Source organism: Pseudomonas sp. B21-009 (genome assembly GCF_024749345.1).
In the GTDB taxonomy this organism is placed as follows: Bacteria; Pseudomonadota; Gammaproteobacteria; order Pseudomonadales; family Pseudomonadaceae; genus Aquipseudomonas.
Genome location: NZ_CP087199.1, coordinates 2878103 through 2901398 on the forward strand (window position 1 = coordinate 2878103; position 23296 = coordinate 2901398).

Below are 23296 nucleotides of genomic sequence, written 5' to 3' on the forward strand. Positions count from 1 at the left end.
GCGTGTCCTTCACAGTTGCTCGGCCTTGAGCAGGAACAGGCTGTGGCTGCCGGCCTTGACACTGGCGCTGAGCGAATCGATGCGCGGCAGCAGGCGGGCGAAATAGAAGCGTGCGGTGCCCAGTTTGCTCTGGTAGAAGGCGCCGTGGTGCTGCAGGGCGACATCGGCCATGCGCGTCCACAAATAGGCATACAGGGTGTAGCCGAACACCTGCAGGTACTCCACCGCCGCCGCGCCGATTTCCTCGGGGTTGCCCTGGGCGCGGTCGAGCACCCAGGCGGTGAGGTCGTCGAGATTGGCCAGCGCCAGCAACAGCGGGGTCTTGAACTCGGCGCGTGAGGCCGCCAGAGTCTGGGCGTAAGCCTTGATCTCCTGGGCCAGTGCCGCGTAGCTGCGGCCACCGTCGGCGACCAGCTTGCGCCCGAGCAGGTCCAGGGCCTGGATGCCGTTGGTGCCTTCGTAGATCTGGGTGATGCGGCAATCGCGAATCAGCTGTTCCTGGCCCCATTCGCGAATATAACCATGGCCGCCGAACACCTGCTGGCCGTGCACGGTGGTTTCCAGGCCCATGTCGGTCAAGAACGCCTTGGCCACCGGCGTCAGCAGCGCTACCCGCGCTTGCGCCTGGCTGCGCTCATCGGCATTTTCGCTGTACTTGGCCAGGTCCAGCTGCAGCGCCACATAGGTGGAGAACGCCCGCCCGCCTTCGTTCAACGCCTTCATGGTCAACAGCATGCGCCGCACATCGGCGTGCTCGATAATCGGGTCGGCCGCCTGCTGCGCGTTTACCGGGCCAGTGGCAGCGCGGCTTTGCAAGCGTTCGAGGGCGTAGGCCACGGCGTTCTGGTACGAGCGCTCGCCCAGCGCCAGGCCCTGGATACCGACGCCCAGGCGCTCGTAGTTCATCATGGTGAACATGGCATTCAGGCCCTTGTTGGCCTCGCCCACCAGGTAGCCGACGGCGCCGTCGAAGTTCATCACGCAGGTGGCCGAGGCCTTGATGCCCATCTTGTGTTCGATCGAGCCACAGCTCACCGCGTTGGCCTCGCCCAGTGCGCCGTCCTCCTCCACCAGCAGCTTGGGCACCAGGAACAGCGAGATGCCCTTGGCGCCAACCGGTGCGTCCGGCAGTTTGGCCAGCACCAGGTGAATGATGTTCTCGGTCAGGTCCTGTTCGCCGCCGGTGATGAAGATCTTCGTGCCCGTGACCCGGTAGCTGCCATCAGCCCGGGGTTCGGCTCGGGTACGGATCAGGCCCAGGTCGGTACCGGCATGGGGTTCGGTCAGGCACATCGACCCCGACCAGCGCCCTTCGTACATGGGCGGCAGGTAGCGCGCCTTGAGCGCCTCGCTGGCGTGGTTGAGCAGCGACAGGCAGGCGCCGGCGGTCAGCATCGGGTACAGGGCGAACGACAGGTTGGCGGCGTTGAGCATCTCCTCGACCTGGGCGGCAATCACCTTGGGCATGCCCATGCCGCCATATTCACAAGCCCCGCCAACGCCGACCCAGCCGTCGTCGGCATAGTTGCGATAAGCCTGGGCAAAACCATCCGGGGTGCTCACCCGGCCCTCATGCCACTGGCAACCCTGCTCGTCGCCACTGCGGTTGAGCGGTGCCACCTGCCGGGCGATGAGCTTGCCGGCCTGCTCGAGGATGGCCCGCGCGGTGTCGGCATCGACCTGCTCGGCCAGGGCCGGAATGCGCGCCCACTGGCCAGGAATGTCGAACACTTCGTTGAACAGAAAATCCATGTCACGCAACGGCGGTAGGTAATCAGACATGCGATGAACACTCGGCTTTTTGGCTGTTAAGGTTCAGCCCCTCGACACTGCCGGGGCTGGGTGAAGGCGCCCGCGCCTGGCTGGCGGGCAAGAGGAAGTGCGACAGCGCCGGGATCAGCACCAGCGCACCGAGCATGTTCCAGAGGAACATGAAGGTCAGCAGGATGCCCATGTCGGCCTGGAACTTGATCGGCGACCAGGCCCAGCCAACCACGCCGGCGGCCAGGGTGATGCCGACCAGGCCGACCACCCGCCCGGTAAAGGCCACGGCGTTCTTGTAGGATTGCGCCAGCGACAGGCCCTGGCGCTGGTAATGCAGCTGCACGCTGAGCAGGTACAGCGCGTAATCGACGCCAATGCCCACGCCCAGGGCGATTACCGGCAAGGTGGCGACCTTGACGCCGATGCCCATCATCACCATCAGCGCCTCGCAGAGTATCGAGGTGAGCATCAGCGGCAGTACCGCCACCAGGGTTGCGCGCCAGCTGCGAAAGGTGATCAGGCAGAACAGCGTCACCGCCAGGTACACCAGCAACAGCATGCTGCGGTTGGCCTCGCGCACCACGATGTTGGTCGCCGCCTCGATCCCGGCGCTGCCGGCCGCCAGCAGGAACTGGCGGTCCTCGCTGCTGTTGGCCTGGGCAAAGCGCTCGGCAATCGCCACCACCTGGTCGAGGGTGTCGGCCTTGTGGTCCTTGAGGTAGGCGATCACCGGCATCAGCGAGCAGTCGTTGTTGAACAGCTCCGGGGCGTTCACCGAGGCCTGCTGGGCGGCGTAGTTGAGCACGTCCTGGTTGCGCTGGATGCTGCTCAGCTTGGGGTTGCCCTCGTAGGTGCCGGCGGTTATCTGGCGTACCGCGTTGGTCAGCGACAAGGTGGTCTGCACCTGCGGGTTCTGTTGCAGCGCCCAGGCCAGGCGGTCGGCGAGCACCAGGGTCTGGTAGCGCAGACAGCCTTCCGGGGCGGTCTTGATCATTACCGCAAAGGTGTCGCTGGACAGCGCGTAATGGCCGGTGATGTAGGCGTTGTCGCGGTTGTAGCGCGAGTCGGCGTGCAGCTCCGGTGCGCCGCTGTCGAGGTCGCCGATTTTCAGTTGCAGGCTCAGCCAGAAACCGCCGGCACCAAGCAAAGCGGCCACCAGCACGGCGCCGGTTGCCCACTTGCGTTCGGTGAAGCGATCGAGCAGGTCCCAGAGTTTGCCAAAGCCGCGATGCTCGGCGGCGCGCAGGTCGATACGCAAGGCCCGTTCAGCGGCCTTGCGCCCGACGCCGACATACGACAACGCCACCGGCATCAGCAGCAGCGAGGTGAAGATCAGCACCGCCACGCCAATGCTGGCGGTAATCGCCAGGTCCTTGATTACCGGGATGTCGATCAGCATCAGTACGGCAAAGCCCACCGCATCGGCCAGTAAGGCGGTGACCCCGGCGACGAACAAGCGCCGGAAGGTGTAGCGCGCAGCGATCTGGCGGTGGGTGCCGCGGCCGATGTCCTGCATGATGCCGTTCATCTTCTGCGCCGCATGGGACACGCCGATGGCGAAGATCAAAAACGGCACCAGGATCGAATACGGATCGATGGCATACCCCAGCCAGGCGACGATCCCCAGTTGCCAGACCACCGCCGTCAACGAGCACAGCACCACCAGCAAGGTGCTGCGCACGCAGCGGGTATAGAGGTAGATGATCAGCAGCGTGGTCAGCACTGCCAGGGCGAAGAACAGCATCACCTGCAGCAGCCCGTCGATCAGGTCGCCCATCAGCTTGGCAAAGCCGATCACATGCAGTTTGTAGACGCCGCCCGCTTCGTAGTGCTGGCGCAACTGCTCAAGTTTTTGCGAAAAGCCGTGGTAGTCGATGCCGGCGCCGGTCGCCGAGGCCTGGTCGAGCAGCGGCACGATGAGCATGCTTGAGGTGAAGTCGCGAGCGACCAGGCTGCCGACAATATTGGCCCGTTCGATGTTCTGGCGCAGTTGCTGGATATCGGCGGCCGAGCCCTGGTAGGCATCGGGCATCACCGGGCCGCCCTGGAAGCCCTCTTCGGTGACTTCGGTCCAGCGCACCGCCGGGCTCCACAGCGACTTCATCCAGGCGCGGTCGACACCTTGGCTGAGGAACAGCTCGTCGTTGATCTGGCGCAGGGTCTGCAGGTAGGCCGGGTCGAAGATATCGCCACGGGTGTTCTCTACCACCACCCGCAGGGAATTGCCCAGGCCGCGCAGCGCCTGGCGGTTGTCCAGGTAGTTGCGGATGTAGGGATGACTCTGCGGGATCATCTTCTCGAAGCTGGGCCGCAGCTCCAGGCGTGTCATGGCCATGCTGCCGAGCACCAGGGTAACCAGCAGCATGCACAGCATGAACGCCAGCCGGTGGTTGAACACCAGGCGTTCGAGGCGATTGCCGGAGCGTGCATCGAAGTCGCCGAGGTTGCGGATCACCGGCAAGGTGTCTTGTTGGATGTCGGCCATCAGGGTTTTCTCTTGTTATGGCTGCTGCGGTTGGTCGGGGGCCAGGGTGCGGATGCCGCGCTCACCGACCAGCACCAGCGCGGCGCCGCTATCAAAGGCTGCGCCGCTGACCGGCGCGCGCTGGGTTTGCGCCAGCGGGCTGAAGCTTGCGCCGTCATCGTTACTGACCAGCAGATCGCCGGCCTGGCTGGCCAGCCAGAACCGCCCGCGGGCGTCGAGGCTGGCGGCGGTGATGCTGGTGTTCAGGTCGGTCTTGATCACTTGCCAGCCGGCACCGCCATCGGTGCTGCGCAGTACGTGGCCGCGCAACCCGTAGGCCAGCAGCGCCCCAGGTTTGCCAATGACGCCAAAATAACTGCCGGCATAGGGGGTGCTCAGGCGCTCGAAATGGTCGCCCGCAGCGCTCAGCTTGAGCAGCAGGCCCTGCTCGCCGCTGATGTACAGCGCGCCGTCGACGCTGGCCAGGCCGGTCAGGTGCAAGCCTTGCGGGTTGTCGCTGCGTTCCAGCCACGGCGTCCAGTGCTGGCCGCCGTCAACGGTGTGCAGCAGCAGGTTGAACACGCCCACCGCAAAACCATGCAGCGGGTCGCTGAACCAGACATCCAGCAACGGCTTGTCGGCGCCCTCCGCGACCAGGCGCTCACCCTCGCCCACCCAGCGTGCCCATTGATCGCCGCCCGCTTGCGCCCGTGCCTGGTAATAAGCCAGCACCTGCTCGCCGAGCACCCGCCCGTCCAGCTGTTTTTCCCAGCGCTGGCCGCCATCGCGGCTGTGCAATATCACCCCGTCGTTGCCCACCGCCCAGCCCAGCTGCGCGGTGGCGAAGCTCACCGCATTGAGGTCGGCGCTGACCGGCACCTGCGCCTGTTGCCAGTGGCTGCCCTGGTCATCCGAGTAGAGGATGTGCCCCCGTGGCCCCACCGCCACCAGGCGCGTGCCGGCGACGCTGACATCGCGCAAGGCACTGGTGACGGCCAGGGCGCTGGGCTGCGCCGGCAGGTCGAGCACGTCGACGTAAGGCTCGGCCCGGGCCGCGCCCTGCAGCGCGGCCCAGGCCAGCAGCATCACACTGCAGCGTTTAATAAAAGCCATCCCTGATCCTCCTCGGTGCGTGCTCGACAGGCTCAGCGAATGCCGGCCCCGGCCAGGGACTCGGGCGACCACTGGGTGCGCGACAGCGGCTCGATGTAGCGAATGCCGCCGTAGGCCCCGACCACGCCATTGAGGTTGTAGGTGCCGCCGATCAGGTCGTAGATCATGAACGGCGTGGCATCCGGGGTCTGTTTGTCGTAGCTCTGGCTGAGGAAGGCGAAGCTGCCGCGGTACAGCTGGCCACGGGCGTCATACTGGTCTGAGGCCAGGGCGATCCAGCTGTCCTCGTCGAGGTAGAAGCGGCGCTTGTGGTAGATGTGCCGGGCGCCGTCCTTGAGTTTGCCTTCGACCACCCAGACCCGGTGCTTTTCCCAGCGCACGAATTGCGGCGCGAGGTGGTTGGCGGTGGTCAGTTGCTTGACGTCGGTGTTGTAGGTCAGCCGATAGGTGTTGTACGGCACGTACATCTCCTGCTTGCCGACCAGGGTCCAGTCGTAGCGGTCGAGGGCGCCGTTGAAGACGAACACGTCATCGTAGGTGCCCGAACCCGAGGTGCCCGGGTTGGGCGTGTCGTAGGCCAGGTTCGGCGCCAGCTTGACCCGGCGCTGGCCCGGCAGGTACTGCCAGGCGCTGCGTGGTTGCACCAGCGGGTTGGCGGCATCGCGCAGCATCATCGCTTCACCGGCGCGGCGGGCCGGCGCGGTGTAGGTGAGTTTCATCTGGTAGTAGGTGTCCTTGGCGCCGATCGGCTTGCTCATGTCCTCGTAGATCGGGTAGCTGATGTTGGCCTGGCCGGTGGTGCTCAGGGTGGCGTTGCCGGCGGCATCGACGTTCCACGAGTCGTACTTGGCGGTCATGCTCACGCCCTGGTAGCGCAACAGGAAGTTCCACATGGCCTCGGCACCGCTCTGCGGAATCGGGAAGGGAATGCCCGGCAGCACATTGTCGACCGCGCTACCGCCCTCCTGGCTGCGCGCACCTACGGCGTTCTTCAGGGTGTTGTCGAGCACCGGCTGCGGCAGCGCCACGGTGCGATGAGTGGGATAGACATCGACGCGAAAACTGGGGAAGCGCTTGAGCAGTTCCTGGGTGGTGGCGGTCAGTTGAGCCTTGTACTGTTCGGCATTCTTGCCATCGATGACCAGCAGCGGTTGCTCGGCGGCGAACGGGTCCGGGCGCATACTCGCACCGCTCTGGTATGCCGCTGGCGGGGTCAGCAGGCCGCCCTGGTAGGCGGGAATCGAGCCGTCGGCGTTGGCGGCCTTTTCTGCGCCTATCGGCGTCAGGCTGGTGCCCAGGCGCGCGGCCTGGTCGTTGGAGACGGCGGCATGGGCCGGGTTCAGGGCAGCCAGCGACAGGCACGTGGCCAACAGGGTGTGCACGTAGTTCATGTTGTTGTTTTCCTGTGTGACTCAGAAGGTGGTTTTCAGGGTCAGGTACAGCGCGCCACGGTCCTCGGTGGTGGCGGCGCCGCCAGAGAACGCGGCGTAACCGCCGCCGTAGCAGGTGTAGTCCTGCTCGCCGTCCAGGGCGTTGGGGGTGCTGCCGTCGGTCTGGCCGTTGTTGCAGGACTGGGTCTTGCCGAAGCCATCGACGTACTTGAGGTCGACGAAGTACTGGTTGTAGATCGCCGCGCTCAGGCCCACGGCGTAGTTGCCGGTGTTCTCGGCGCCGCCGCCCTGCACCGGCGATACGCCGTCCAGGCCGACGTTGATCGACAGCGGCATGCTCAGGTCCATGCCCGGCAACACCTGGTACCAGGTCGGGGTGAAGTTGACCGCGATGCCCCAGTTGTCGCGGGTTGGCTGGTCGATGCCGCGGTAGCTGCTTTTACCCTTGTACAAGGCCGCGTTGTGGTTATCGAGCTTGAGCAGGTTGCTGTAGAACAGCTCGCCGAGCAGGGTCGCCGAGTCGAACAGCGGCGTATCGGCAATGGTCATCAGGCCGTTGAGGGTCCAGTGCAGGGTGTCGCCGGTGGCGCTCATGCTGTCGCCGTCGGACGGCGCTTCATAGACCACGCCACTGCTGGGCAAACGCGCCGGCAGCAGGCCGAAGCCGCCACCCAGGCCGGCCTGGCCCGGCGCACTGAGGATTGCTGGAATGCTCGCCAGGGGCATGTTGTGGCGGATGTTCAGGTCGCTGCCGACGCTGATACCGCCGACATCCTTGGACAGGCTCAGGCCGTAGATGTCGATGTTGTCGGCGTAGGCGAACTGGTAGGTGGCGCTTTGCAGCGAGTTGTAGAGGTTGCCGACCGCGCCCTGGGCACTGCCCGGCGGGCTGCCGAACGGGCCGTTGGCGACGGTCAGGCCGCGGGCGTCGAGCCAGGCCTGGGGCAGGATCTCCGAAGTCTTGCGGTAATACACGCCCAGGGTGCCGCCCAGCCATTCGGGCGACCACTTGGCCATGACGCCCCAGTCGCCGCGTTTGTCCGGGGTCAGGTCGTGGCCGCGGCGGATGTTGGTCAGCGCACCGCGCACCGGGATCAGCCCGGGCGTGCCGGTGTGGCCGAGCAGAAAGCTCTGTGCGCCCTCGCCCACCAGGTCCGAACCGCCGTAGTAGGTGCCGGCTTCCGGCAGCCGCGCGGCGTCCCAGTCGAGGAAGTACTGCGCGCCGATGGTCAGCTCGGGGTTGACCAGCAACGCCGCCGACAGCTGGTTGCGCGGCACGAACAGCTCCTTGGCTTCGGTGCCGGGTGAGGCGGCCAGCTTGGCCAGGTCCAGGCCAGACTGGCCGTAGCTCAGCGAATGCACCGGGTTGAGCAGGGTTTCGCCCCAGAACAAATTGTGCTGGCCGAGCTTGGCGCTGATCTGCGAGGCCTCGCCCACTTCGCGACGCATGAACACGAAGGCATCCAGTACCTCACCGGACGGGCCGCTGTAGTAGCGCTGGGCATAGTTGCTCAGGTGCGGGCTGCCCAGCGGCACGCCGGTGCCGGGCAAGCCGTTGAGGCTGGGGTTGATGCCCGACTGGCCGCCGTTGCCGTTGACGAACGGGTTGGCGTTGGAGCCGGTGTTGTCGTAGGCCTTGTCGTACCAGCTGGCGGCGCTGACGCGAAAGCCCATGTTGCCCTGGTAGATCACGTCCAGCTCGCTGAGCAGGTCGATACGGTTGGTGACCGTGGTCCCGGCCTTGCGGAAGTTGTAGTCGCCGTCGTTGTTGTTGGGGGTTGCCAGCAGGCGCTTGTCAGCGCTTTCGGTGCGTACGCCGTAGTTGTACTTGACCGTATTATCCAGGCGCACGGCCCAGTCTTCACTGCCGGTATCGAGTTCGAACGCCTGGGCGCCTGGCAGCGCCAGCAAGCCGATGGCGCAGGCGAGCAGGCAGCGCTGTGGCTTCACAGCACGGTGAATGCGAGGGTTGGACATCGCGATGGCTCCACTTATTGTTATTGTTGTTATCGCCGCCCGTCGAATGCGGGCGTGGTTCAAGCGTCCGTGCGTTACTGCAGGTCCAGGGCCTGGACCAGTTGTTCGGCCCGTGGCCAGGGGCCAAAGCCTGCGGCCGGGTTGAGGTGGCCGACAGCGCCCAGTTCCAGCAACTGGCTGCCCCAGTTGCGGGCCATGGCCCTGACCGCGTCGAGACTGGCCAGGTGGTCGTCGCTGCTGGCGGCGACGATGCTCGGGAACGGCAACGGCGTCATCGGCAGCGGGCTCCAGCCATTGGCGCGCAGGGTTTGCGGGCTTGGGTAGTGCGCCGGCCAGCTGGCCGCAAGGTCCGGTGGCGCCGCCAGCAGCGCGCCCTTGATCGGCCGCTGGTAACGCGCCGCCCAGTGGGCAACCATCAGCACCCCGGCGCTGTGCGCCACCAGCAACACTTCGCCTTCAATCTGTTCAAGCGCACGCTGGATGGCGTCGACCCGGGCGTTGCAGTCCAGGCCATCGACCTGCAGCGGCGCCAGCGTATGGACCTTGGCCAGGCGTTCGGCCAGCCGGGTCTGCCAATGCTCGGGCACATGCTCGCGCAGGCCGGGGACGATCAGGACAGTAGCGGTGGTATGCAGTTTTTCCACGTCGGCACCTAGGCTCAGGACAGTCCGCTCGAAGGTAATCCCGAGCGCTTGCACAGCCACAGTAATCAGCCCTCCCCGCTGGCGCTTTACATTGCGCGTCAGCGACTTTTCATTTGATGACAGGGTTTGTGGCGTATGTCCGAGTGGCCTGGGGGTGCGGGTCATCGGGCTTTTTTCAGCCGCCGAAAACGGCTTCTCATTTGACGACACCCACGCTATAACGAATCACCCGCCATAGAAGCGGGGCGCCTGATGAATGCGTGGAAAACAATAAAATGACCGCCCTCGTACGTGCTGCAAGCCTGACCAACTACCTTGAGGTGTCCCGGCACCTGGGGCTCAACCCGCATGCCCTGCTGGCTCAGGTGGGCCTGAGCGCCAGCCTGCTCGACGACCCCAACCAGCGTATCGCGGTGTCCAGCGTGGTGACCCTGCTGGAGGAGTCGGCGCGGGTCAGTGGCTGCGAAACCTTCGGCCTGCGCATGGCCGAGCTGCGCCAGTTGTCGGATTTTGGCGAGATCAGCCTGCTGCTCAGCCACCAGCGCACCCTGCGCGACGCCCTGCAGGTGATCGTCCAGTACCGGCATTTGCTCAACGACGCCCTGGCCATTCATATCGAAGAAGCCGGCAAGACCGTGATCATTCGGGAAGAAGTGGTCACCGATCAGCCCCAGCGCGGGCGCCAGGCCACAGAGCTGGCGATTGGCGTGATGTTGCGCCTGTGCGCCGCCCTGCTTGGCGCCCACTGGCACCCGATCAGCGCCAACTTCACCCATGCGGCGCCGGCGGACCTGGCCATTCACCGGCGGATTTTTGGCTGCAAGCTGGTGTTTGGCAGCGAGTTCAACGGTATCGTCTGCCCGGCCGCCGACCTCGACACCGCCAACCCGCTGGCCAACCAGGCCATGGCGCGCCTGGCGCAGCGTTACCTGGACACCCTGCAGGCCAGTGGCAAGCTGTCGCTGGAACTGGAAATGCGCAAAACCATCTACCTGCTATTGCCCATGGGCCGGGCGACCATCGAGCAGGTGGCGCAAACCCAGGGCATGAACGTGCGCACCTTGCAGCGGCGCCTGGAGGAATGCGGGGTGACCTTCAGCGATTTGATCAACGGCGTGCGCCGCGACCTGGTGATCCGCTACCTGGAAAACCCCAGCTATACAATGGGGCGCATTGCCGACATGCTCGGCTACTCGATGCCCAGCTCCTTTACCCGCTGGTTCATCGCCCAGTTCGGCATGCCGCCGGCCAGTTGGCGGGCGCAGCATGAGCGCCGGCACAGTCAGCACTGACCGGACTGCGACCGCTGCGCGCTCGATCGCGGGTCTAGCCCGCTCCTACAGGTTCGGCGTACACAGATACATTGTGGGAGCATGCAGAACGGTTGGGGGCAACCGTCTACAACCCCCAGTGCATCAATGCCACTACCAGCAGCACCAGGAACACCGTCTCCCCGACCATCAACGCAATCGGCTTGAAGCCCACCGCCGCCAGCTCCTTTAACTGAGTCTTCATGCCCAGGGCGCTGATCGCCACCACCAGGCACCAGCGCGACAGGTCGTTGACCCCGCCCTGCACCGCCGCCGATACCCAGCCGGTGCTGTTGATGCACGCCAACAGGACAAAACCCACCGCAAACCACGGCAGTAACGGTGGCCGCTGCCCACCGGCATCACCGCCGGCGCGGCGGGTGATCATCGCCGCGCAGACAATCACCGGCAGCAACATGGCCACGCGCATCAGCTTGACCACCGTGGCAATGTCGCCGGTCTCGGTGGACATGCTGTACCCCGCGCCCACCACCTGCGCCACATCATGAATGGTCGCGCCAAGAAACACCCCGGCCTGTTGCGGCGACAGCTGCAGCCAGCTGGCAATCATCGGATAAAGGATCATCGCCAGGGTCGACAACGCCGACACGCCAATCACGGTAAACAGGGTGGCGCGCTCTTTTTGCGGGTGATGGGGCAAGGCCGCGGCCAGGGCCAGCGCCGCCGAGGCCCCGCAAATCGCCGTGGCACCACCGGTGAGCATGCCGAACAAGCGCTGAAAGCCCAGGGCCCGTGCCGCCACCACCGAGACCAGGATGGTCACCACCACCAAAATCACCACCAGCGCTACCGGCCTCCAGCCAAGGCTGGCGATCTGGCCCAGGGTAATGCGCATGCCCAGCAGCGCCACGCCCAGGCGCAATACCGTGCGTGCGGTGAATTCGATCCCGGCTTTGCAACGGCCATCGCTGGCCAGAAAGTTCAGGGCCATGCCCAGCAACAAGGCAAACAGCATCACCGGGGCATCGTAATGCTCACTGAGAAAACTCGCCGCCGCCGCGGCAATCAGGCTGACGATAAAGCCCGGCGCCAGTTCCCGGGCGCGGTGGTTGGCGGCGGCAATTGCGACCACGCTCATTGGCCCGCCTCCTTGCTCGCCAGCACGATGAACAGCTGCCCATCCCGTTGCTCGACCGGGTAGCTGGCAACCTTGAGCTGCGTCGAGTTGAGCAGATAACCGCTGGCCAGATCAAAACGCAGGCCGTGGGCGCAGCACTGGATCACCCGTCCGTCCAGGCGCCCGCCGCACAACGAGGCGCCCTGGTGCGGGCAACTGTCGTCGATGGCGTAGAAGCTGTCGGCAACGTTGAACAGCGCCACGCTCCTGTTCGCCCATTCCAGCAACACCCGCCCGCCACGGGGTGGGACTTTGTCGGCCGGTACCGGATACTCCCCGCTCATGCCGCCACCTCATGTTCCAGGGCTTGGGCCATGGCCTGCAGCAACACCTCGACCGGCTGTGCCCCCGAGACCCGCAGGCGCTGGTTGAAGCGAAAGCACGGCACGCCGTCGGCAGCCTGGTCATTGGCGCCGATGAACGGGCTGGCATCACCGCGCAGGCAATCGGCAACCCGCCCAGGCTCCAGGCCACAGGCGCTGGCGATGTGCATCAAGGTCACCGGGTCGCCCAAATCCTTGCCCTGCTGGAAATAGGCAGCAAACAGCCTGGCCAGCAGCGCTTCGGCCTGCTGCGGCGAACCCAGTGCCACCGCGCGCTGCAGCAGGCGATGGGCGTCGGCGGTGTTGGGCATGCGGCTGATGCGGCTGAAATCGATCTCCACCCCCGCGGCCTTGGCGGCGCTGCGCACCTGCGCCTGGCGCAGGCGTACCGCCTCATCGCCGCCCAGGCGTTTGCGGTAAAAGGCCTCGAACGGCTGGCCGGTCCTGGCCATCTGCGGCAGCAACTGCACGCCGCGCAAGAGCAGCTTGACCTCGACCTCGGGCCGCTCGCGACGCAGTTGTTCCAGCGCCCGCTGCAGATGCGCCTGGCCAATCAGGCACCAGGGGCAGATAAAGTCGAAGAACACTTCGATCGACAAAACGTGCTTCACGGATTCAACTCCAGGCGGGCCATGTCACGGTGGTAATGACGCTTGGCAATAAAAAACACTGCCGCCGCCGCGATGCTGATCAGCGGCACCAATTGGAAGGCGGCCGGCAGGCCGATCAGGTCGGAGACGCGGCCGGTAATCAACGGCCCGGTCGCAAGCCCGAGCAGGTTGTTGGCCAGGGTCAGGGTGGCAAAGGCGGTGCCGTGCACCGAGTAATGGGTCAGGTTGGCGACCATGGCGCTGGACGGGCCGTTGGTGCCGGCGGCAACCATCATCCCCAGGCAGATCAGCACCAGTTGCGCGGTGCCCGAGGGCAGCGCGAAGGCCAGCGACAGCAACAGGCAACTGCCCAGGCAGTAGCCGATGGCCAGGCTGATCTTGCGGTCCGGGCGCTGCCGACCAAGCCGATCGCAAAGCATGGCGCAGAGGATCATGCCGATGCCGCTGCACAGCACGATGATGGCCGCGACCACGCCGGCCTGGTCGGTGCCCATGGCGTAGTAGCGATTGAGATAGCTGGGCATCCAGACAATCACCGTGCCGCCGACGAACAGCTGCAGGCCACTGCCCACGTAAGCGGCGATCACCGAGCGGCTGCCGTACAGGGTGTGCAGTGGCCGGGCGACCTTGCAGGCGGCATTGACCCGCTGCGGAGCGATCTTCGCCTCCTTGACGATCAGCGGGTACAGCAATGCCAGTAACAGGCCGAACAGGGCCATCGCGGCGAACGCCCAGCGCCAGCCAAAGTGCTGGGCCATCAAGCCGCCCAGGGCCATGCCCAGCACCGAGCCGAACATGCCGCCGGCCATGAAGGCCCCGGCCAGGGTCGCGCGCATGTCACGGGGGAACACCGCGACCACCACGGCAATGCCGACGCTGCCATAGGCGGCCTCGCCGACACCGACCAGAAAACGCGCGGCAAACATCTGCGGGTAGTTGTCGGCCAGGGCGCAACCGAGGGTGGCCAGGCTCCAGAGTACGGCCATCAGCACCAGGCTGCGGATGCGCCCGAAGCGGTCGGCCAACAGTGACAAGGGGAAGGTCAGCAGCCCGACCATCAGCGCGACAATGCCGCTGAGCAGGCCCAGCTGGCTGTCGCTCAGGGCCCATTCGGCCTTGAGCAACGGGAAGACTGCGTTGAGTACCTGCCGCGACATGTAGTCGGAAATCAGCAGGCCAAAGGTCAGGGCAAAGACAATCCAGGCATATCGCCGGGAAATGCCTCGTGAAGTGTCGGCGCCATCGTCTGTGGCGCTGGCGAGATAGGCGGCCATGCTGCCTCCTTGGGGTTGTCTGGCATGAGACTTACTTATTGTTTTTATTGAAAAGCTGAAAAGCCCGACGGTCAGCGCTGTGGATCGCCGGCCCGGCACGTAACCACGTGCCGGGCCAGGCCAATCAGGCGCGCTGCGGCACACCCTTCTGGCCCGGCTGGCGGTTAGGCGCCATGCCGTTGGCCTTGAGGGTCTGCTCGATGCTGCTGTACTGCTCACCGATGCGGTAGATGGCCCGCGCTTCCTTGCCGTTGGCGATCTCACGGCCCAGTTCATGGGCCACGCGTACGGTCTGCTGGATTTGCTGCACCGAACCGAAGCGCTTGCCGTGCTGGTCGATAATGGTGTCTTCGTTGCCGCAACGCGGGTGCAGCCCCATGGCCAGGGCCATGGTGTTGAACGGCAGCACGTTTTTCAGCAGCGATTCGGCGGTCAGCGTGCAGCCGTTGGGCGCACGGTGAATGAAGTTGAAGAAGTTGAACGGGTTGGGGCCGTCGAAGCCGCCACCAATGCCGATCCAGGTCAGGTTCAGCGGGCCCATGTAGTCGCCCTTGCGCACGATGCGTTCGAGGGTTTCCAGGGCGTGCATGCCGGTCAACTGGAAGTGCGGCTGGATGTTGCTGGCCTGCAGGCGGCGCAGGTGTTCGCGCACCCAGGCCGGGCCGGCCGGCACGGTCATTTCGCTGTAAGCGGCGTGGATCGCCGGATGGGCCAGGGAGGTGCCCTCCAGGTACTCCGGGTACAGCAGCTCCATGATGTTCATCTGCGTGGTGTTGATCGCCACGGTGACCTGGTCGGGCTTGGGCGTAAGCTCGGCGAGCATGTGCCGGGTGTCATCGGACAACCACTTGGCCGCCTCGCCGTCGCTTTCCGGGGCGAACGAGATCGAGCCACCGACCTGGATGATCATCTCCGGCACCGCTTCGCGCACGCCGGCAATCAGTTCGTTGAACTTCGACAGGCGCTTGGAGCCCTTGCCGTCCAGCTCGCGCACGTGCAGGTGCAGCACCGTGGCGCCGGCTTCATAGCAGTCGACTGCCTTTTGCACCTGCTCGTCCATGGTCAGCGGGATGTCTTCGGGAAAGTCCTCGGGCATCCACTCCGGGCCATAGGGGGCCACGGTGATCACCACCTTTTCCATGTTTTCCGGGTGCAACGAATCGTCGAAGAATTGCATGCTGTAGTCCTCGGTCTTGTTATTGTCCTGGGGTGTTGCTGGCCTTCAGAAGGTGCGCTCGCCCTTGATGCCGGCGCGCTCCATCTTGCGGTGGCACGCTGGGTAGTCCATCACCGCGTAATGCTGGGTGCTGCGGTTGTCCCAGATCGCCACGCTGTTGGGTTTCCAGCGCCAGCGCACCTGGTACTCGGGCAGGTAGGCCTGGCTGATCAGGTAGCGCAGCAGGTCACTGGCACCGGGGTTGGCGTCCTGGCCAAAACGCACTCGCTGCGGGGTGTGGTAGTTGCTGAAGTGGGTGGTGAAGGCATTGACGAACAACACTGGCTCGCCGGTGTCCGGGTGGGTGCGCACCACCGGGTGTTCGGCGTCGGGGAACTGCGCCTTGAGCGCCAGGCGTTTTTCCAGCGCCATCGCCGCGCCAAAACTGGCTTCGATGCTGTGCCGGGCGCGCAGGCCCTCGATCCGCGCCTTCACGTCATCCGGCAGGTTCTGGTAGGCCAGCGCCATGTTCGCCCACATGGTGTCGCCGCCCACCGGCGGGCACTCCACACAGCGCAGCACGCAACCCATGGGCGGCGCCTCGCGCCAGGTGGCGTCGGAGTGCCAGGCGTTCTCGTAGCGATCGGCCGGCTGGTCCGGGCGCTTGTAGATCTGCACCAGGCCCGGGTGCTCGGGGTCGCTGCCGGCCACCGGGTGGTCTTCCAGCTCGCCGAAGCGCTGGGCAAAGGCCACATGCTCGGCGCGGCTGAAGGTCTGATCGCGCAAGAACAGCACCCGGTGCTTGAGCAACTGCGCACGCAGCTGCTCGAACAGGTCGTCGTCATCAATTGCATCTGCCAGATTGACCCCGGTGATTTCGGCACCGATGGCGCAGGTCAGTTGTTCGATGTGCATGCTGTTGCCCTCTTCAGATGACGAAGATTGACGAGCCGGTGGTTTTGCGCGCTTCCAGGTCACGGTGGGCCTGAACCGCATCCTGTAATGCGTAGTGCTGGTTGATCTCGATCTTGATCCGCCCGCTGCTGACATGCTCGAACAGCTCGCCGGCCAGGTCCGCCTTCTCCGCCGGGTCGGCGATGTAGTCGGCCAGGGCCGGGCGGGTCAGGTGCAGCGAGCCCTTGATCGCCAGGATCTGCGGGTCGAACGGCGGGACAGTGCCCGAGGCGGTGCCGACGCAGACCATCAGCCCGCGGCGCTTGAGCGAATCGAGCGAGGCCATGAAGGTGCTCTTGCCGACGCTGTCGAACACCACGTTGACGCCAACCCCGTCAGTCAGCTCGCGCACGCGCTTGGCGACGTCTTCATGGCTGTAGTTGATGGAGTGGCTGCAGCCATGGGCGCGGGCCACTTCGGCTTTGGCGTCGGTGGACACCGTGCCGATCACCGTCAGCCCGAGCAGGCGCGCCCACTGCGAGACAATCAGGCCGACACCGCCGGCGGCGGCGTGCAGCAGCACGCTGTCACCCGGCTTGAAGTCATACAGGCGGCGCATCAGGTAGGCCGAGGTCAGGCCGCGCATGGTCATTGCTGCGGCGGTTTCGAAGGCGATGGTTTCCGGTAGCTTGATCAAGGCTGCCGCCGGAATCAGCCGCTCGGTGCAATAGGCGCCCAGGGTGTTGAGAAAACCGGTGTAGGTCACCCGGTCGCCCACCGCCACCTGGGTCACGCCCTCGCCCACTGCCTGTACCACCCCCGAGGCCTCGACGCCCATGCCGCTGGGCAGCGGGATCGGGTAGGTGCCGTTGCGAAAGTAGGTGTCGGCGTAGTTCAGCCCCACCGCCACCTGGCGCAGGCGCACCTGGCCCGGGCCCGGCTCGCCGACCTCGGCGTCCTCGTAGCGCAGGACCTCGGGGCCACCGGTTTCATAGAAGCGTACGACTTTGGCCATGCATGTCACTCCAGTCATCCTGACGCCGTGCGTCAATTCTTGTTGACTGGACTCTATGCCCTACGCCAGGCAGGTGCTTCGCATCGGACGACAAGCTGTTTTCATTTGATGACAAGCGCCCTGGGCTGGCCGCCTGGCGGGCTTTCTCGTAGCATGTCCAGGCCCTTCCTAGTGTCTGCGAGAGCTCGATGAAGTCCCCCGCCGGTTTGCTGTTTGCAGGTATCGACCTCGATCGCGACAGCGCCACCCCGCTTTATCGCCAGCTGTACCTGCAGATCCGCAAGCAGATCCTCACCGGCCGTCTGCAAGGGGGCATTCGCCTACCGTCGACGCGCACCTTGAGCCAGGAATTGCAGGTTTCGCGCATCACCCTGCTCAATGCCTTCGACCAGCTGATTGCCGAGGGTTTCCTGGTCTCGCGCACCGGCGCTGGCACCTATGTCGGTGATGAGTGGCAGCGCAGTACCGATGCCGAGCCGTCAGCACCTGCGCCGCCCAAACTGTCGGACCTGACCCAGACGATGCTGTCGCTGCGCAGCGATCATTTTCGCGGGGTGTCCTACGCCCATTGCGGTGATCAGGCGCCGACCTCGTTCCTGCCCAGCCATGGCGCTTTCGAGGCCTTTCCCCAGGCATTGTGGAAACGCCTGCTCAACCGCCACGGCCACAAGCCGAGCAAGGCCCTGCTCGGTTATGGCGAGTTGCAAGGCCTGCAGACGCTACGCCAGGCCATTGCCGAGTACGTGTTCGATGCCCGCGGTATCGATTGCGACGCGCAGCAGGTGGTGATCGTCTCCGGCGCGCAGCAGGCCTTCAACCTGCTGGCGATGCTGTTGCTCAATCCCGACGAGCCGCTGTGGATGGAAGACCCGGGGCACATCGCTGCGCGCATCGCCTTTCAGGCCCACGGCTGCCGGGTGGTGCCGGTGCGCGTCGATGACCAGGGTATCGACGTGCAACACGGTATTCGTGATTGCCCCGAAGCGCGCCTGGCCTTCACCACCCCGTCGCGCCAGCACCCGCTGGGCATGACCCTCAGCCACAACCGGCGCCTGGCGCTGATTGCCTGGGCGGCTGCCAGCGGCAGCTGGATCATTGAAGATGATTGCGACAGCGAGCTGCGCTACGCCGGTCGGCAGTTGCCGGCGCTGTATGCCATGGACCAGAGCGAACGGGTGATCTATGTCGGCACCTTCAGCAAGGTGCTGTTCCCCTCCTTGCGCCTGGGCTATGTGATTCTGCCCCAGGCCCTGGTCGAGCCGTTCTGCACCTTGCGCGCAGTGCTCGACCGCAGCCCGCCGACCCTGCTGCAGGCGGTGACCGCCGATTTCATGAGCGAAGGCCACTTCATTGGCCATATCCGCCGCATGCGGGCGCTGTACCAGGCCCGCCAGCAGTGCCTGCTCGAGGTGCTGCAGCGGCGCCTGGGCGGTTTTTTCCAGGTGGCCCCGGTCGAGGCCGGCATGCACCTGATCGCCTGGCTTGCGCCGCAGCTCGATGACCAGGCCCTGGCGCGGCAACTGGCCGAGCATGGCGTGCACACCTACGCCCTGAGCGACTACTGCCTGAACCGCTACTTGCCGCCGGCACTGTTGCTCGGCTTTGCCGGCACGCCACAGGACCAGGCCGAGGCCAAGGTCGAGGCGCTGGTCCAGGCGCTGCGGGCGATTGGCCACCGGGTCTGAAAGTGGCCTTATCAAATGATCCGTAATGGATCTATCGAGTGTTCCTTGCCGGCGCGATAAAGACGGCGCCGGTAGAACCGGTGCCCGCACCAGGAACGACTCGAATGAACACACTACAAGAACGCTTCGCTACGTTACTGAACCACAATGCGCAAGGTGCCCAGGCGCCGCTGCTGACCCGCGAGCTGGCCAGCCGCCTGCTTGAGCGCCTCGACCAGGCGCGGCTGTTTGCCCACGCCTATCCGCTGCTGACCAACCTCACCCACGGCCGCGTCACGCCGTTTGACCTGCTCGACTTCGCCTACCGCCATGAACTGGCTGGCCTGAGCCTGCACATGCTCGACGGCGAGCACAACAGCCTGGGGCAAATGAACACGGCGCAACTGTGCGCGTTTGCTGAAAAGGCCCGGGACCTGCAACTGGACGTGCACCTGGAAATCAGCAGCACGCGCAAGGCCGACGTCGATGCGGTGGTGGCTGTGGCCAAGGTCATCGGCAGCCGCAATATTCGCGTGTACTCGCGTTATGAAGGCCTGCTCTCGCAGGTCATGGACCAGATCGGTGGCGACCTGCTGTACCTGGCCCGGCTGGCCGATGCCCACGACCTGCATTTTGATTTCGAGCAGCATGAAGAGCTCAAGAGCGACGAGATCGCCCAGTTGCTGCGCCAGGTCAATCATCCGCGGCTCAATGCCCTGTTCGACTTCGGCAACATGATCAATGCCTGCGAGCAACCGCTGCAGGCCCTGCACAACCTCGCCCCGCATATCCGCCAGAGCCACCTCAAGGGCGTGCGGGTGGTGGCCGAAGACCAGGGTTTTGGCCACTGCGGGGTACTGCAGGGCAGCGCCGAGGACGAGCTGCCCGGCGCGCGCATGCTGTTCGAGCTGCTGATGCTCGGTGAACAGCAGCCGCAAGTGATCGCCTTCATCCTCGAACAGGAAAACCACTACCTCGCCCCGGCCTTCCGCCAGCGCAACGAGCCGGCCGACCCGTTCATTGCCTACCGGGAAATGAGCGACACGCCGCTGCCCGCCGGCCTGACCCTCGAGCAGATGCTGGCCGGCGAACAGCGCTGGGCCAACAACCAGGTCAGCTACGTGAAAACCTTGCTGGCCGAGTTGCGCACCCTCGCCGAGTTGACCCTGGCCAGCCCTGCCAGCCTTTGAGCCCCTACCCCACTACGCCTGGAGAATAACAATGACTGCGCAAAACAAGGCCAAATGGTTCAAGTTCCTGATACTGATCCTCGGTGGCGGCACCGTCTACAAACTGGCCAACCTCAAGGATGCGTTCTACGTACCCATGCAGGAGTTCATGGGCCTCTCGCACACCCAGATCGGCTTGCTGCTCAGCGCCAACGCCATCATCGCCACTGGCCTGTTCGTGGTCGGCGGCATGCTCGCTGACCGTTTTGATACCCGCAAGCTGATCCCCCTGGGCCTGATCGGTACCGGCGCCCTGGGCCTGTACCTGGCCACCTTCCCGCCGTTCAGCAGCCTGATGCTGGTGTTCTGCCTGCTGGCGGTGTGCGCCGACTGCATCTACTGGCCGGCGCTGCTCAAGGCCATTCGCGGCCTGGGCAACGATCAGGAGCAAGGGCGCATGTTTGGCCTGCTCGAAGGCGGCCGCGGGGTGGTCGACACCCTGGTAGCGTTTAGTGCGCTGGGCGTGTTCGTTGCCCTGGGCAGCGGCGAACACGGCCTGAAAGCGGCGATCCTGTTCTACGCGCTGATCGACATCGCCGCCGGGGTGCTGACCTGGTTCTTGCTCAAAGGCAATCAGGCCCAGGCCCAGACCAGCGCCAAGAACCCGCTGGCCAACCTTATGGAGGCAATCAAGGTGCCGGCGATCTGGCTGGTCAGCTTCAACGTGTTCATGGTCTACATCGTCTACTGCGGCCTGACCTACTTCATCCCCTACCTGAAGGAAGTCTACGGCCTGCCGGTGGCACTGGTCGGCGCCTACGGCATCATCAACCAGTACATGCTGAAGATCCTCGGCGGGCCGGCCGGCGGGTTTATCGCCGACAAGCACTTCAAGAGCCCCAGCCGCTACCTGAAGTGGGCGTTCCTGGCGCTGCTGCCGATGATGGCGATCATCCTTCTGGTGCCCAAGAGCCCGGGCTTCATCTATGCCGGCATGGCCGCGACGCTGTCGTTCGCTTTCATCGTGTTTTCCATGCGCGGGGTGTTCTGGGCGCCGATGGCTGAAGTCGGGATCGCCCCGCACATCACCGGTTCCGCCTTCGGCATCGGCTGCCTGATCGGCTATGCGCCGGGGATGTTCGCCTACGTCGGCTACGGCGCGCTCCTTGACCACTTCCCCGGCCAGCAAGGCTACAACTATGTGTTCGTCGCCATGATGCTGCTGGCGCTGATCGGCTTTGCCATCGCCAGCCGCCTGCAGCGCCTGGTGCGCAAGGCGGCGCCGCTGGCCGCAGCGGCCACCGCCTAGGCCCCGGGCTACATCTCGACCTGGGTGCCCAGCTCGATCACCCGGTTCAGCGGCAGGTTGAAGTACTTGAGGTTGCTGTTGGCGTTCTTCAGCAGGAACGCGAACAGCGCCTCGCGCCAACGCGCCATGCCGATGCGCCTGGTCGGGATCACCGTCTCGCGGCTGAGGAAGTAGGTGGTGGCCATCGGGCTGAAGTCCAGCTCCTTGAGGGGGCACAGTTGCAGCGCCGCCGGTACGTCGGGCTCTTCGATAAAACCGAAGTTGAGGTTGACCCGATAGAAGCCCTCGCCAAAGGCCTGTACTTCAAAACGCTGGGCCACCGGCACCCGCGGCCGGTCCTGGGACACCACGGTGAGCAGCACCACCCGCTCGTGCAACACCTGGTTGTGCAGCAGATTATGCAGCAGCGCGTGGGGCACGGCGTCGGCGCGGGCGGTGAGGAACACCGCAGTGCCCTGCACCCGGTGCGGCGGTTGCGCAGCCAGGCTGCTGATGAACAGCGGCAGCGGCAAGGCCGATTCGTCGAGGCGCTCGACGATGATCTTGCGTCCGCGTTTCCAGGTGGTCATCAGAATGAACAAGGCGATACCGGCGATTACCGGGAAGGCGCCGCCCTGGAAGATCTTCGGCGCGTTGGCGGCAAAGTACAGGCTGTCGACCAGCAAGAAGCCCAACAGCAACGGCAGCGCCAGCCAGCGCGGAGCCTTCCACAGCAGCAGTACCACCGCCGACGACAGCAAGGTGGTGATCAGCATGGTGCCAGTGACCGCCACGCCATAGGCTGCCGCCAGGGCGCCGGACGACTCGAAGCCGATCACCAGCAGCACCACGCCGACCATCAGCGCCCAGTTCACCGTGCCGATGTAGATCTGACCCTGCTCCTGGCTTGAGGTGTGCTGGATGAACATGCGCGGCACGTAGCCCAACTGAATCGCCTGGCGCGTCAGCGAGAAGGCGCCGGAAATCACCGCCTGGGAGGCAATGATGGTCGCCAGGGTGGCCAGGGCGATCATCGGCAGCAGCGCCCAGTCCGGGGCCAGCAGGTAGAACGGGTTGCGGACCGCCTCGGGGTTGCCGAGGATCAGCGCGCCCTGACCGAAATAGTTGAGTACCAGCCCCGGCAGCACCAGCAGGATCCAGGCGCGGGCAATCGGCTTGCGGCCGAAATGGCCCATGTCGGCATACAGCGCCTCGGCGCCGGTCAGGGCCAGCACCACCGCGCCAAGAATCGCCACGCCCATGCCCGGGTGGACGATAAAGAAGTTCACCGCCCAGGCCGGGTTCATCGCCAGCAGCACTTCCGGGCGCTGGACGATGCCATAGATGCCCAGCGCGCCAAGCACGCTGAACCACAGCACCATGACCGGGCCGAAAATGATCCCGATGCGTGCGGTGCCATGCTTCTGGATCAGAAACAGCGCCACCAGCACCACCACCGCCAAGGGCACGACCCAATGGTCGATGCCGTCAAAGGCCAGTTGCAGCCCCTCCACCGCCGACAGCACGGAAATCGCCGGGGTGATCATGCTGTCGCCGTAGAACAAGGCCGCGCCAAACAGCCCGAGCAGCACCAGCACCCGGCTCAAGCGCGGGTACGGCGCCGCCGCCCGCCGCGCCAGGGCGGTCAGGGCCATGATCCCGCCTTCGCCCTGGTTGTCGGCGCGCAGCACGAACAGCACGTACTTGATGGTCACCACCCAGATCAGCGACCAGAACACCAGCGAGAGGATGCCGAGCACACCGTCATGGTTGGCCTGCACGCCGTAATGACCGGCGAAGACCTCCTTCAAGGTGTACAGCGGGCTGGTGCCGATATCGCCATAGACCACGCCGGCGGCGGCGATCAACAGGCTCAGTGACGAAGTTTTTACGGGGGAATGGGCGCTTGCGGAAGTTGCGGCTTGGCTCACGGTCAGACGTCTCGAAGAAATGCGCCGGCAGTATGGCTTTGTGCTTGACGCACCTTCGTAAAAAGTCCGTAAAATTTTCTTACACTTGTACGGGCCTCATCGCGGGTCAAGCCCGCTCCTACAGGTCTGCATCAATCCTGTGGGAGCGGCGGTGCGACGACTCGACTTGA

Annotated in this window: 18 protein-coding genes; 4 read left to right on the forward strand and 14 right to left on the reverse strand. The window is 65.1% G+C overall.

The genetic code is table 11. The annotated features are described in order from the left end of the window. Positions 1-9: 9 nt before the first annotated feature. The 6 genes from LOY34_RS13115 to LOY34_RS13140 form a co-directional block, all read right to left on the reverse strand. On the reverse strand, positions 10-1782 hold the full coding sequence (locus tag LOY34_RS13115; RefSeq protein WP_195884071.1) for an acyl-CoA dehydrogenase C-terminal domain-containing protein: 1773 nt from the start codon (positions 1780-1782) through the stop codon (positions 10-12). After that, positions 1775-4249: an RND family transporter gene (locus tag LOY34_RS13120; RefSeq protein WP_195884072.1), complete on the reverse strand. Its 2475-nt coding sequence runs from the start codon at positions 4247-4249 to the stop codon at positions 1775-1777. The genes LOY34_RS13115 and LOY34_RS13120 overlap by 8 nt, the downstream gene beginning before the upstream one ends. Before the next feature lie 15 nt (positions 4250-4264). Then, the gene (locus LOY34_RS13125) at positions 4265-5341 is read right to left on the reverse strand and encodes a YCF48-related protein (RefSeq protein WP_195884073.1); all 1077 of its coding nucleotides are present in this window, start codon (positions 5339-5341) and stop codon (positions 4265-4267) included. Positions 5342-5373: 32 nt separating this feature from the next. Continuing rightward, positions 5374-6732 (reverse strand): DUF1329 domain-containing protein, encoded by a 1359-nt coding sequence (locus tag LOY34_RS13130; RefSeq protein ID WP_195884074.1) that lies wholly within the window; start codon positions 6730-6732, stop codon positions 5374-5376. Between the two features lie 21 nt (positions 6733-6753). Beyond that, positions 6754-8709 (reverse strand): DUF1302 domain-containing protein, encoded by a 1956-nt coding sequence (locus tag LOY34_RS13135; RefSeq protein WP_195884075.1) that lies wholly within the window; start codon positions 8707-8709, stop codon positions 6754-6756. Positions 8710-8783: 74 nt separating this feature from the next. Further along, positions 8784-9353 carry an alpha/beta hydrolase gene (locus LOY34_RS13140; protein ID WP_195884076.1) on the reverse strand — a complete coding sequence of 190 codons (570 nt, stop codon included), beginning with the start codon at positions 9351-9353 and terminating at the stop codon, positions 8784-8786. A 275-nt stretch (positions 9354-9628) separates the two neighbouring features. Here LOY34_RS13140 and LOY34_RS13145 point away from each other — a divergent pair, with 275 nt between their 5' ends. Beyond that, the gene (locus tag LOY34_RS13145; protein ID WP_195884077.1) at positions 9629-10645 is read left to right on the forward strand and encodes an AraC family transcriptional regulator; all 1017 of its coding nucleotides are present in this window, start codon (positions 9629-9631) and stop codon (positions 10643-10645) included. A 106-nt stretch (positions 10646-10751) separates the two neighbouring features. Here the strand turns inward: LOY34_RS13145 and LOY34_RS13150 are convergent, their stop codons facing one another. The 7 genes from LOY34_RS13150 to LOY34_RS13180 form a co-directional block, all read right to left on the reverse strand. Further along, complete coding sequence (locus tag LOY34_RS13150; RefSeq protein ID WP_258665046.1) at positions 10752-11762, reverse strand: YeiH family protein; 1011 nt, start codon at positions 11760-11762, stop codon at positions 10752-10754. Then, a complete protein-coding gene (locus tag LOY34_RS13155) occupies positions 11759-12085 on the reverse strand; it encodes a Rieske 2Fe-2S domain-containing protein (RefSeq protein ID WP_195884079.1) in 327 nt (108 codons plus the stop codon). Before LOY34_RS13155 ends, LOY34_RS13150 begins: the two co-directional genes overlap by 4 nt. Beyond that, positions 12082-12735, reverse strand: a complete 654-nt coding sequence (locus LOY34_RS13160) for a DsbA family oxidoreductase (RefSeq protein WP_195884080.1) — start codon at positions 12733-12735, stop codon at positions 12082-12084. The genes LOY34_RS13155 and LOY34_RS13160 overlap by 4 nt, the downstream gene beginning before the upstream one ends. Beyond that, positions 12732-14009 carry an MFS transporter gene (locus LOY34_RS13165; RefSeq protein WP_195884081.1) on the reverse strand — a complete coding sequence of 426 codons (1278 nt, stop codon included), beginning with the start codon at positions 14007-14009 and terminating at the stop codon, positions 12732-12734. The genes LOY34_RS13160 and LOY34_RS13165 overlap by 4 nt, the downstream gene beginning before the upstream one ends. 124 nt (positions 14010-14133) lie before the next feature. Next, on the reverse strand, positions 14134-15186 hold the full coding sequence (locus LOY34_RS13170) for a 3-keto-5-aminohexanoate cleavage protein (protein WP_045200889.1): 1053 nt from the start codon (positions 15184-15186) through the stop codon (positions 14134-14136). A 45-nt stretch (positions 15187-15231) separates the two neighbouring features. Further along, the gene (locus tag LOY34_RS13175; protein ID WP_258665048.1) at positions 15232-16080 is read right to left on the reverse strand and encodes a TauD/TfdA family dioxygenase; all 849 of its coding nucleotides are present in this window, start codon (positions 16078-16080) and stop codon (positions 15232-15234) included. 13 nt (positions 16081-16093) lie between these two features. Then, a complete protein-coding gene (locus LOY34_RS13180; RefSeq protein WP_258665050.1) occupies positions 16094-17074 on the reverse strand; it encodes a quinone oxidoreductase in 981 nt (326 codons plus the stop codon). Positions 17075-17262: 188 nt separating this feature from the next. Between LOY34_RS13180 and LOY34_RS13185 the strand changes: the two genes are divergently transcribed. The 3 genes from LOY34_RS13185 (at position 17263) to LOY34_RS13195 (ending at position 21216) form a co-directional block, all read left to right on the forward strand. Then, positions 17263-18759 carry a PLP-dependent aminotransferase family protein gene (locus LOY34_RS13185; protein WP_195884083.1) on the forward strand — a complete coding sequence of 499 codons (1497 nt, stop codon included), beginning with the start codon at positions 17263-17265 and terminating at the stop codon, positions 18757-18759. Between the two features lie 104 nt (positions 18760-18863). Next, on the forward strand, positions 18864-19928 hold the full coding sequence (locus tag LOY34_RS13190) for a TIM barrel protein (RefSeq protein ID WP_195884084.1): 1065 nt from the start codon (positions 18864-18866) through the stop codon (positions 19926-19928). Positions 19929-19959: 31 nt separating this feature from the next. Continuing rightward, the gene (locus tag LOY34_RS13195) at positions 19960-21216 is read left to right on the forward strand and encodes an MFS transporter (RefSeq protein ID WP_195884085.1); all 1257 of its coding nucleotides are present in this window, start codon (positions 19960-19962) and stop codon (positions 21214-21216) included. Positions 21217-21224: 8 nt separating this feature from the next. Here the strand turns inward: LOY34_RS13195 and LOY34_RS13200 are convergent, their stop codons facing one another. Beyond that, on the reverse strand, positions 21225-23126 hold the full coding sequence (locus LOY34_RS13200) for a potassium transporter Kup (protein ID WP_195884086.1): 1902 nt from the start codon (positions 23124-23126) through the stop codon (positions 21225-21227). Positions 23127-23296: the final 170 nt, after the last annotated feature.

What these genes read in the sequence shown, in the direction of transcription:
- LOY34_RS13115 (WP_195884071.1), bottom strand. Translation starts at nt 1,782, where the DNA reads ATGTCTGATTACCTACCGCCGTTGCGTGACATGGATTTTCTGTTCAAC.
- LOY34_RS13120 (WP_195884072.1), bottom strand. Translation starts at nt 4,249, where the DNA reads ATGGCCGACATCCAACAAGACACCTTGCCGGTGATCCGCAACCTCGGC.
- LOY34_RS13125 (WP_195884073.1), bottom strand. Translation starts at nt 5,341, where the DNA reads ATGGCTTTTATTAAACGCTGCAGTGTGATGCTGCTGGCCTGGGCCGCG.
- LOY34_RS13130 (WP_195884074.1), bottom strand. Translation starts at nt 6,732, where the DNA reads ATGAACTACGTGCACACCCTGTTGGCCACGTGCCTGTCGCTGGCTGCC.
- LOY34_RS13135 (WP_195884075.1), bottom strand. Translation starts at nt 8,709, where the DNA reads ATGTCCAACCCTCGCATTCACCGTGCTGTGAAGCCACAGCGCTGCCTG.
- LOY34_RS13145 (WP_195884077.1), top strand. Translation starts at nt 9,629, where the DNA reads ATGACCGCCCTCGTACGTGCTGCAAGCCTGACCAACTACCTTGAGGTG.
- LOY34_RS13150 (WP_258665046.1), bottom strand. Translation starts at nt 11,762, where the DNA reads ATGAGCGTGGTCGCAATTGCCGCCGCCAACCACCGCGCCCGGGAACTG.
- LOY34_RS13155 (WP_195884079.1), bottom strand. Translation starts at nt 12,085, where the DNA reads ATGAGCGGGGAGTATCCGGTACCGGCCGACAAAGTCCCACCCCGTGGC.
- LOY34_RS13165 (WP_195884081.1), bottom strand. Translation starts at nt 14,009, where the DNA reads ATGGCCGCCTATCTCGCCAGCGCCACAGACGATGGCGCCGACACTTCA.
- LOY34_RS13170 (WP_045200889.1), bottom strand. Translation starts at nt 15,186, where the DNA reads ATGCAATTCTTCGACGATTCGTTGCACCCGGAAAACATGGAAAAGGTG.
- LOY34_RS13175 (WP_258665048.1), bottom strand. Translation starts at nt 16,080, where the DNA reads ATGCACATCGAACAACTGACCTGCGCCATCGGTGCCGAAATCACCGGG.
- LOY34_RS13180 (WP_258665050.1), bottom strand. Translation starts at nt 17,074, where the DNA reads ATGGCCAAAGTCGTACGCTTCTATGAAACCGGTGGCCCCGAGGTCCTG.
- LOY34_RS13185 (WP_195884083.1), top strand. Translation starts at nt 17,263, where the DNA reads ATGAAGTCCCCCGCCGGTTTGCTGTTTGCAGGTATCGACCTCGATCGC.
- LOY34_RS13190 (WP_195884084.1), top strand. Translation starts at nt 18,864, where the DNA reads ATGAACACACTACAAGAACGCTTCGCTACGTTACTGAACCACAATGCG.
- LOY34_RS13195 (WP_195884085.1), top strand. Translation starts at nt 19,960, where the DNA reads ATGACTGCGCAAAACAAGGCCAAATGGTTCAAGTTCCTGATACTGATC.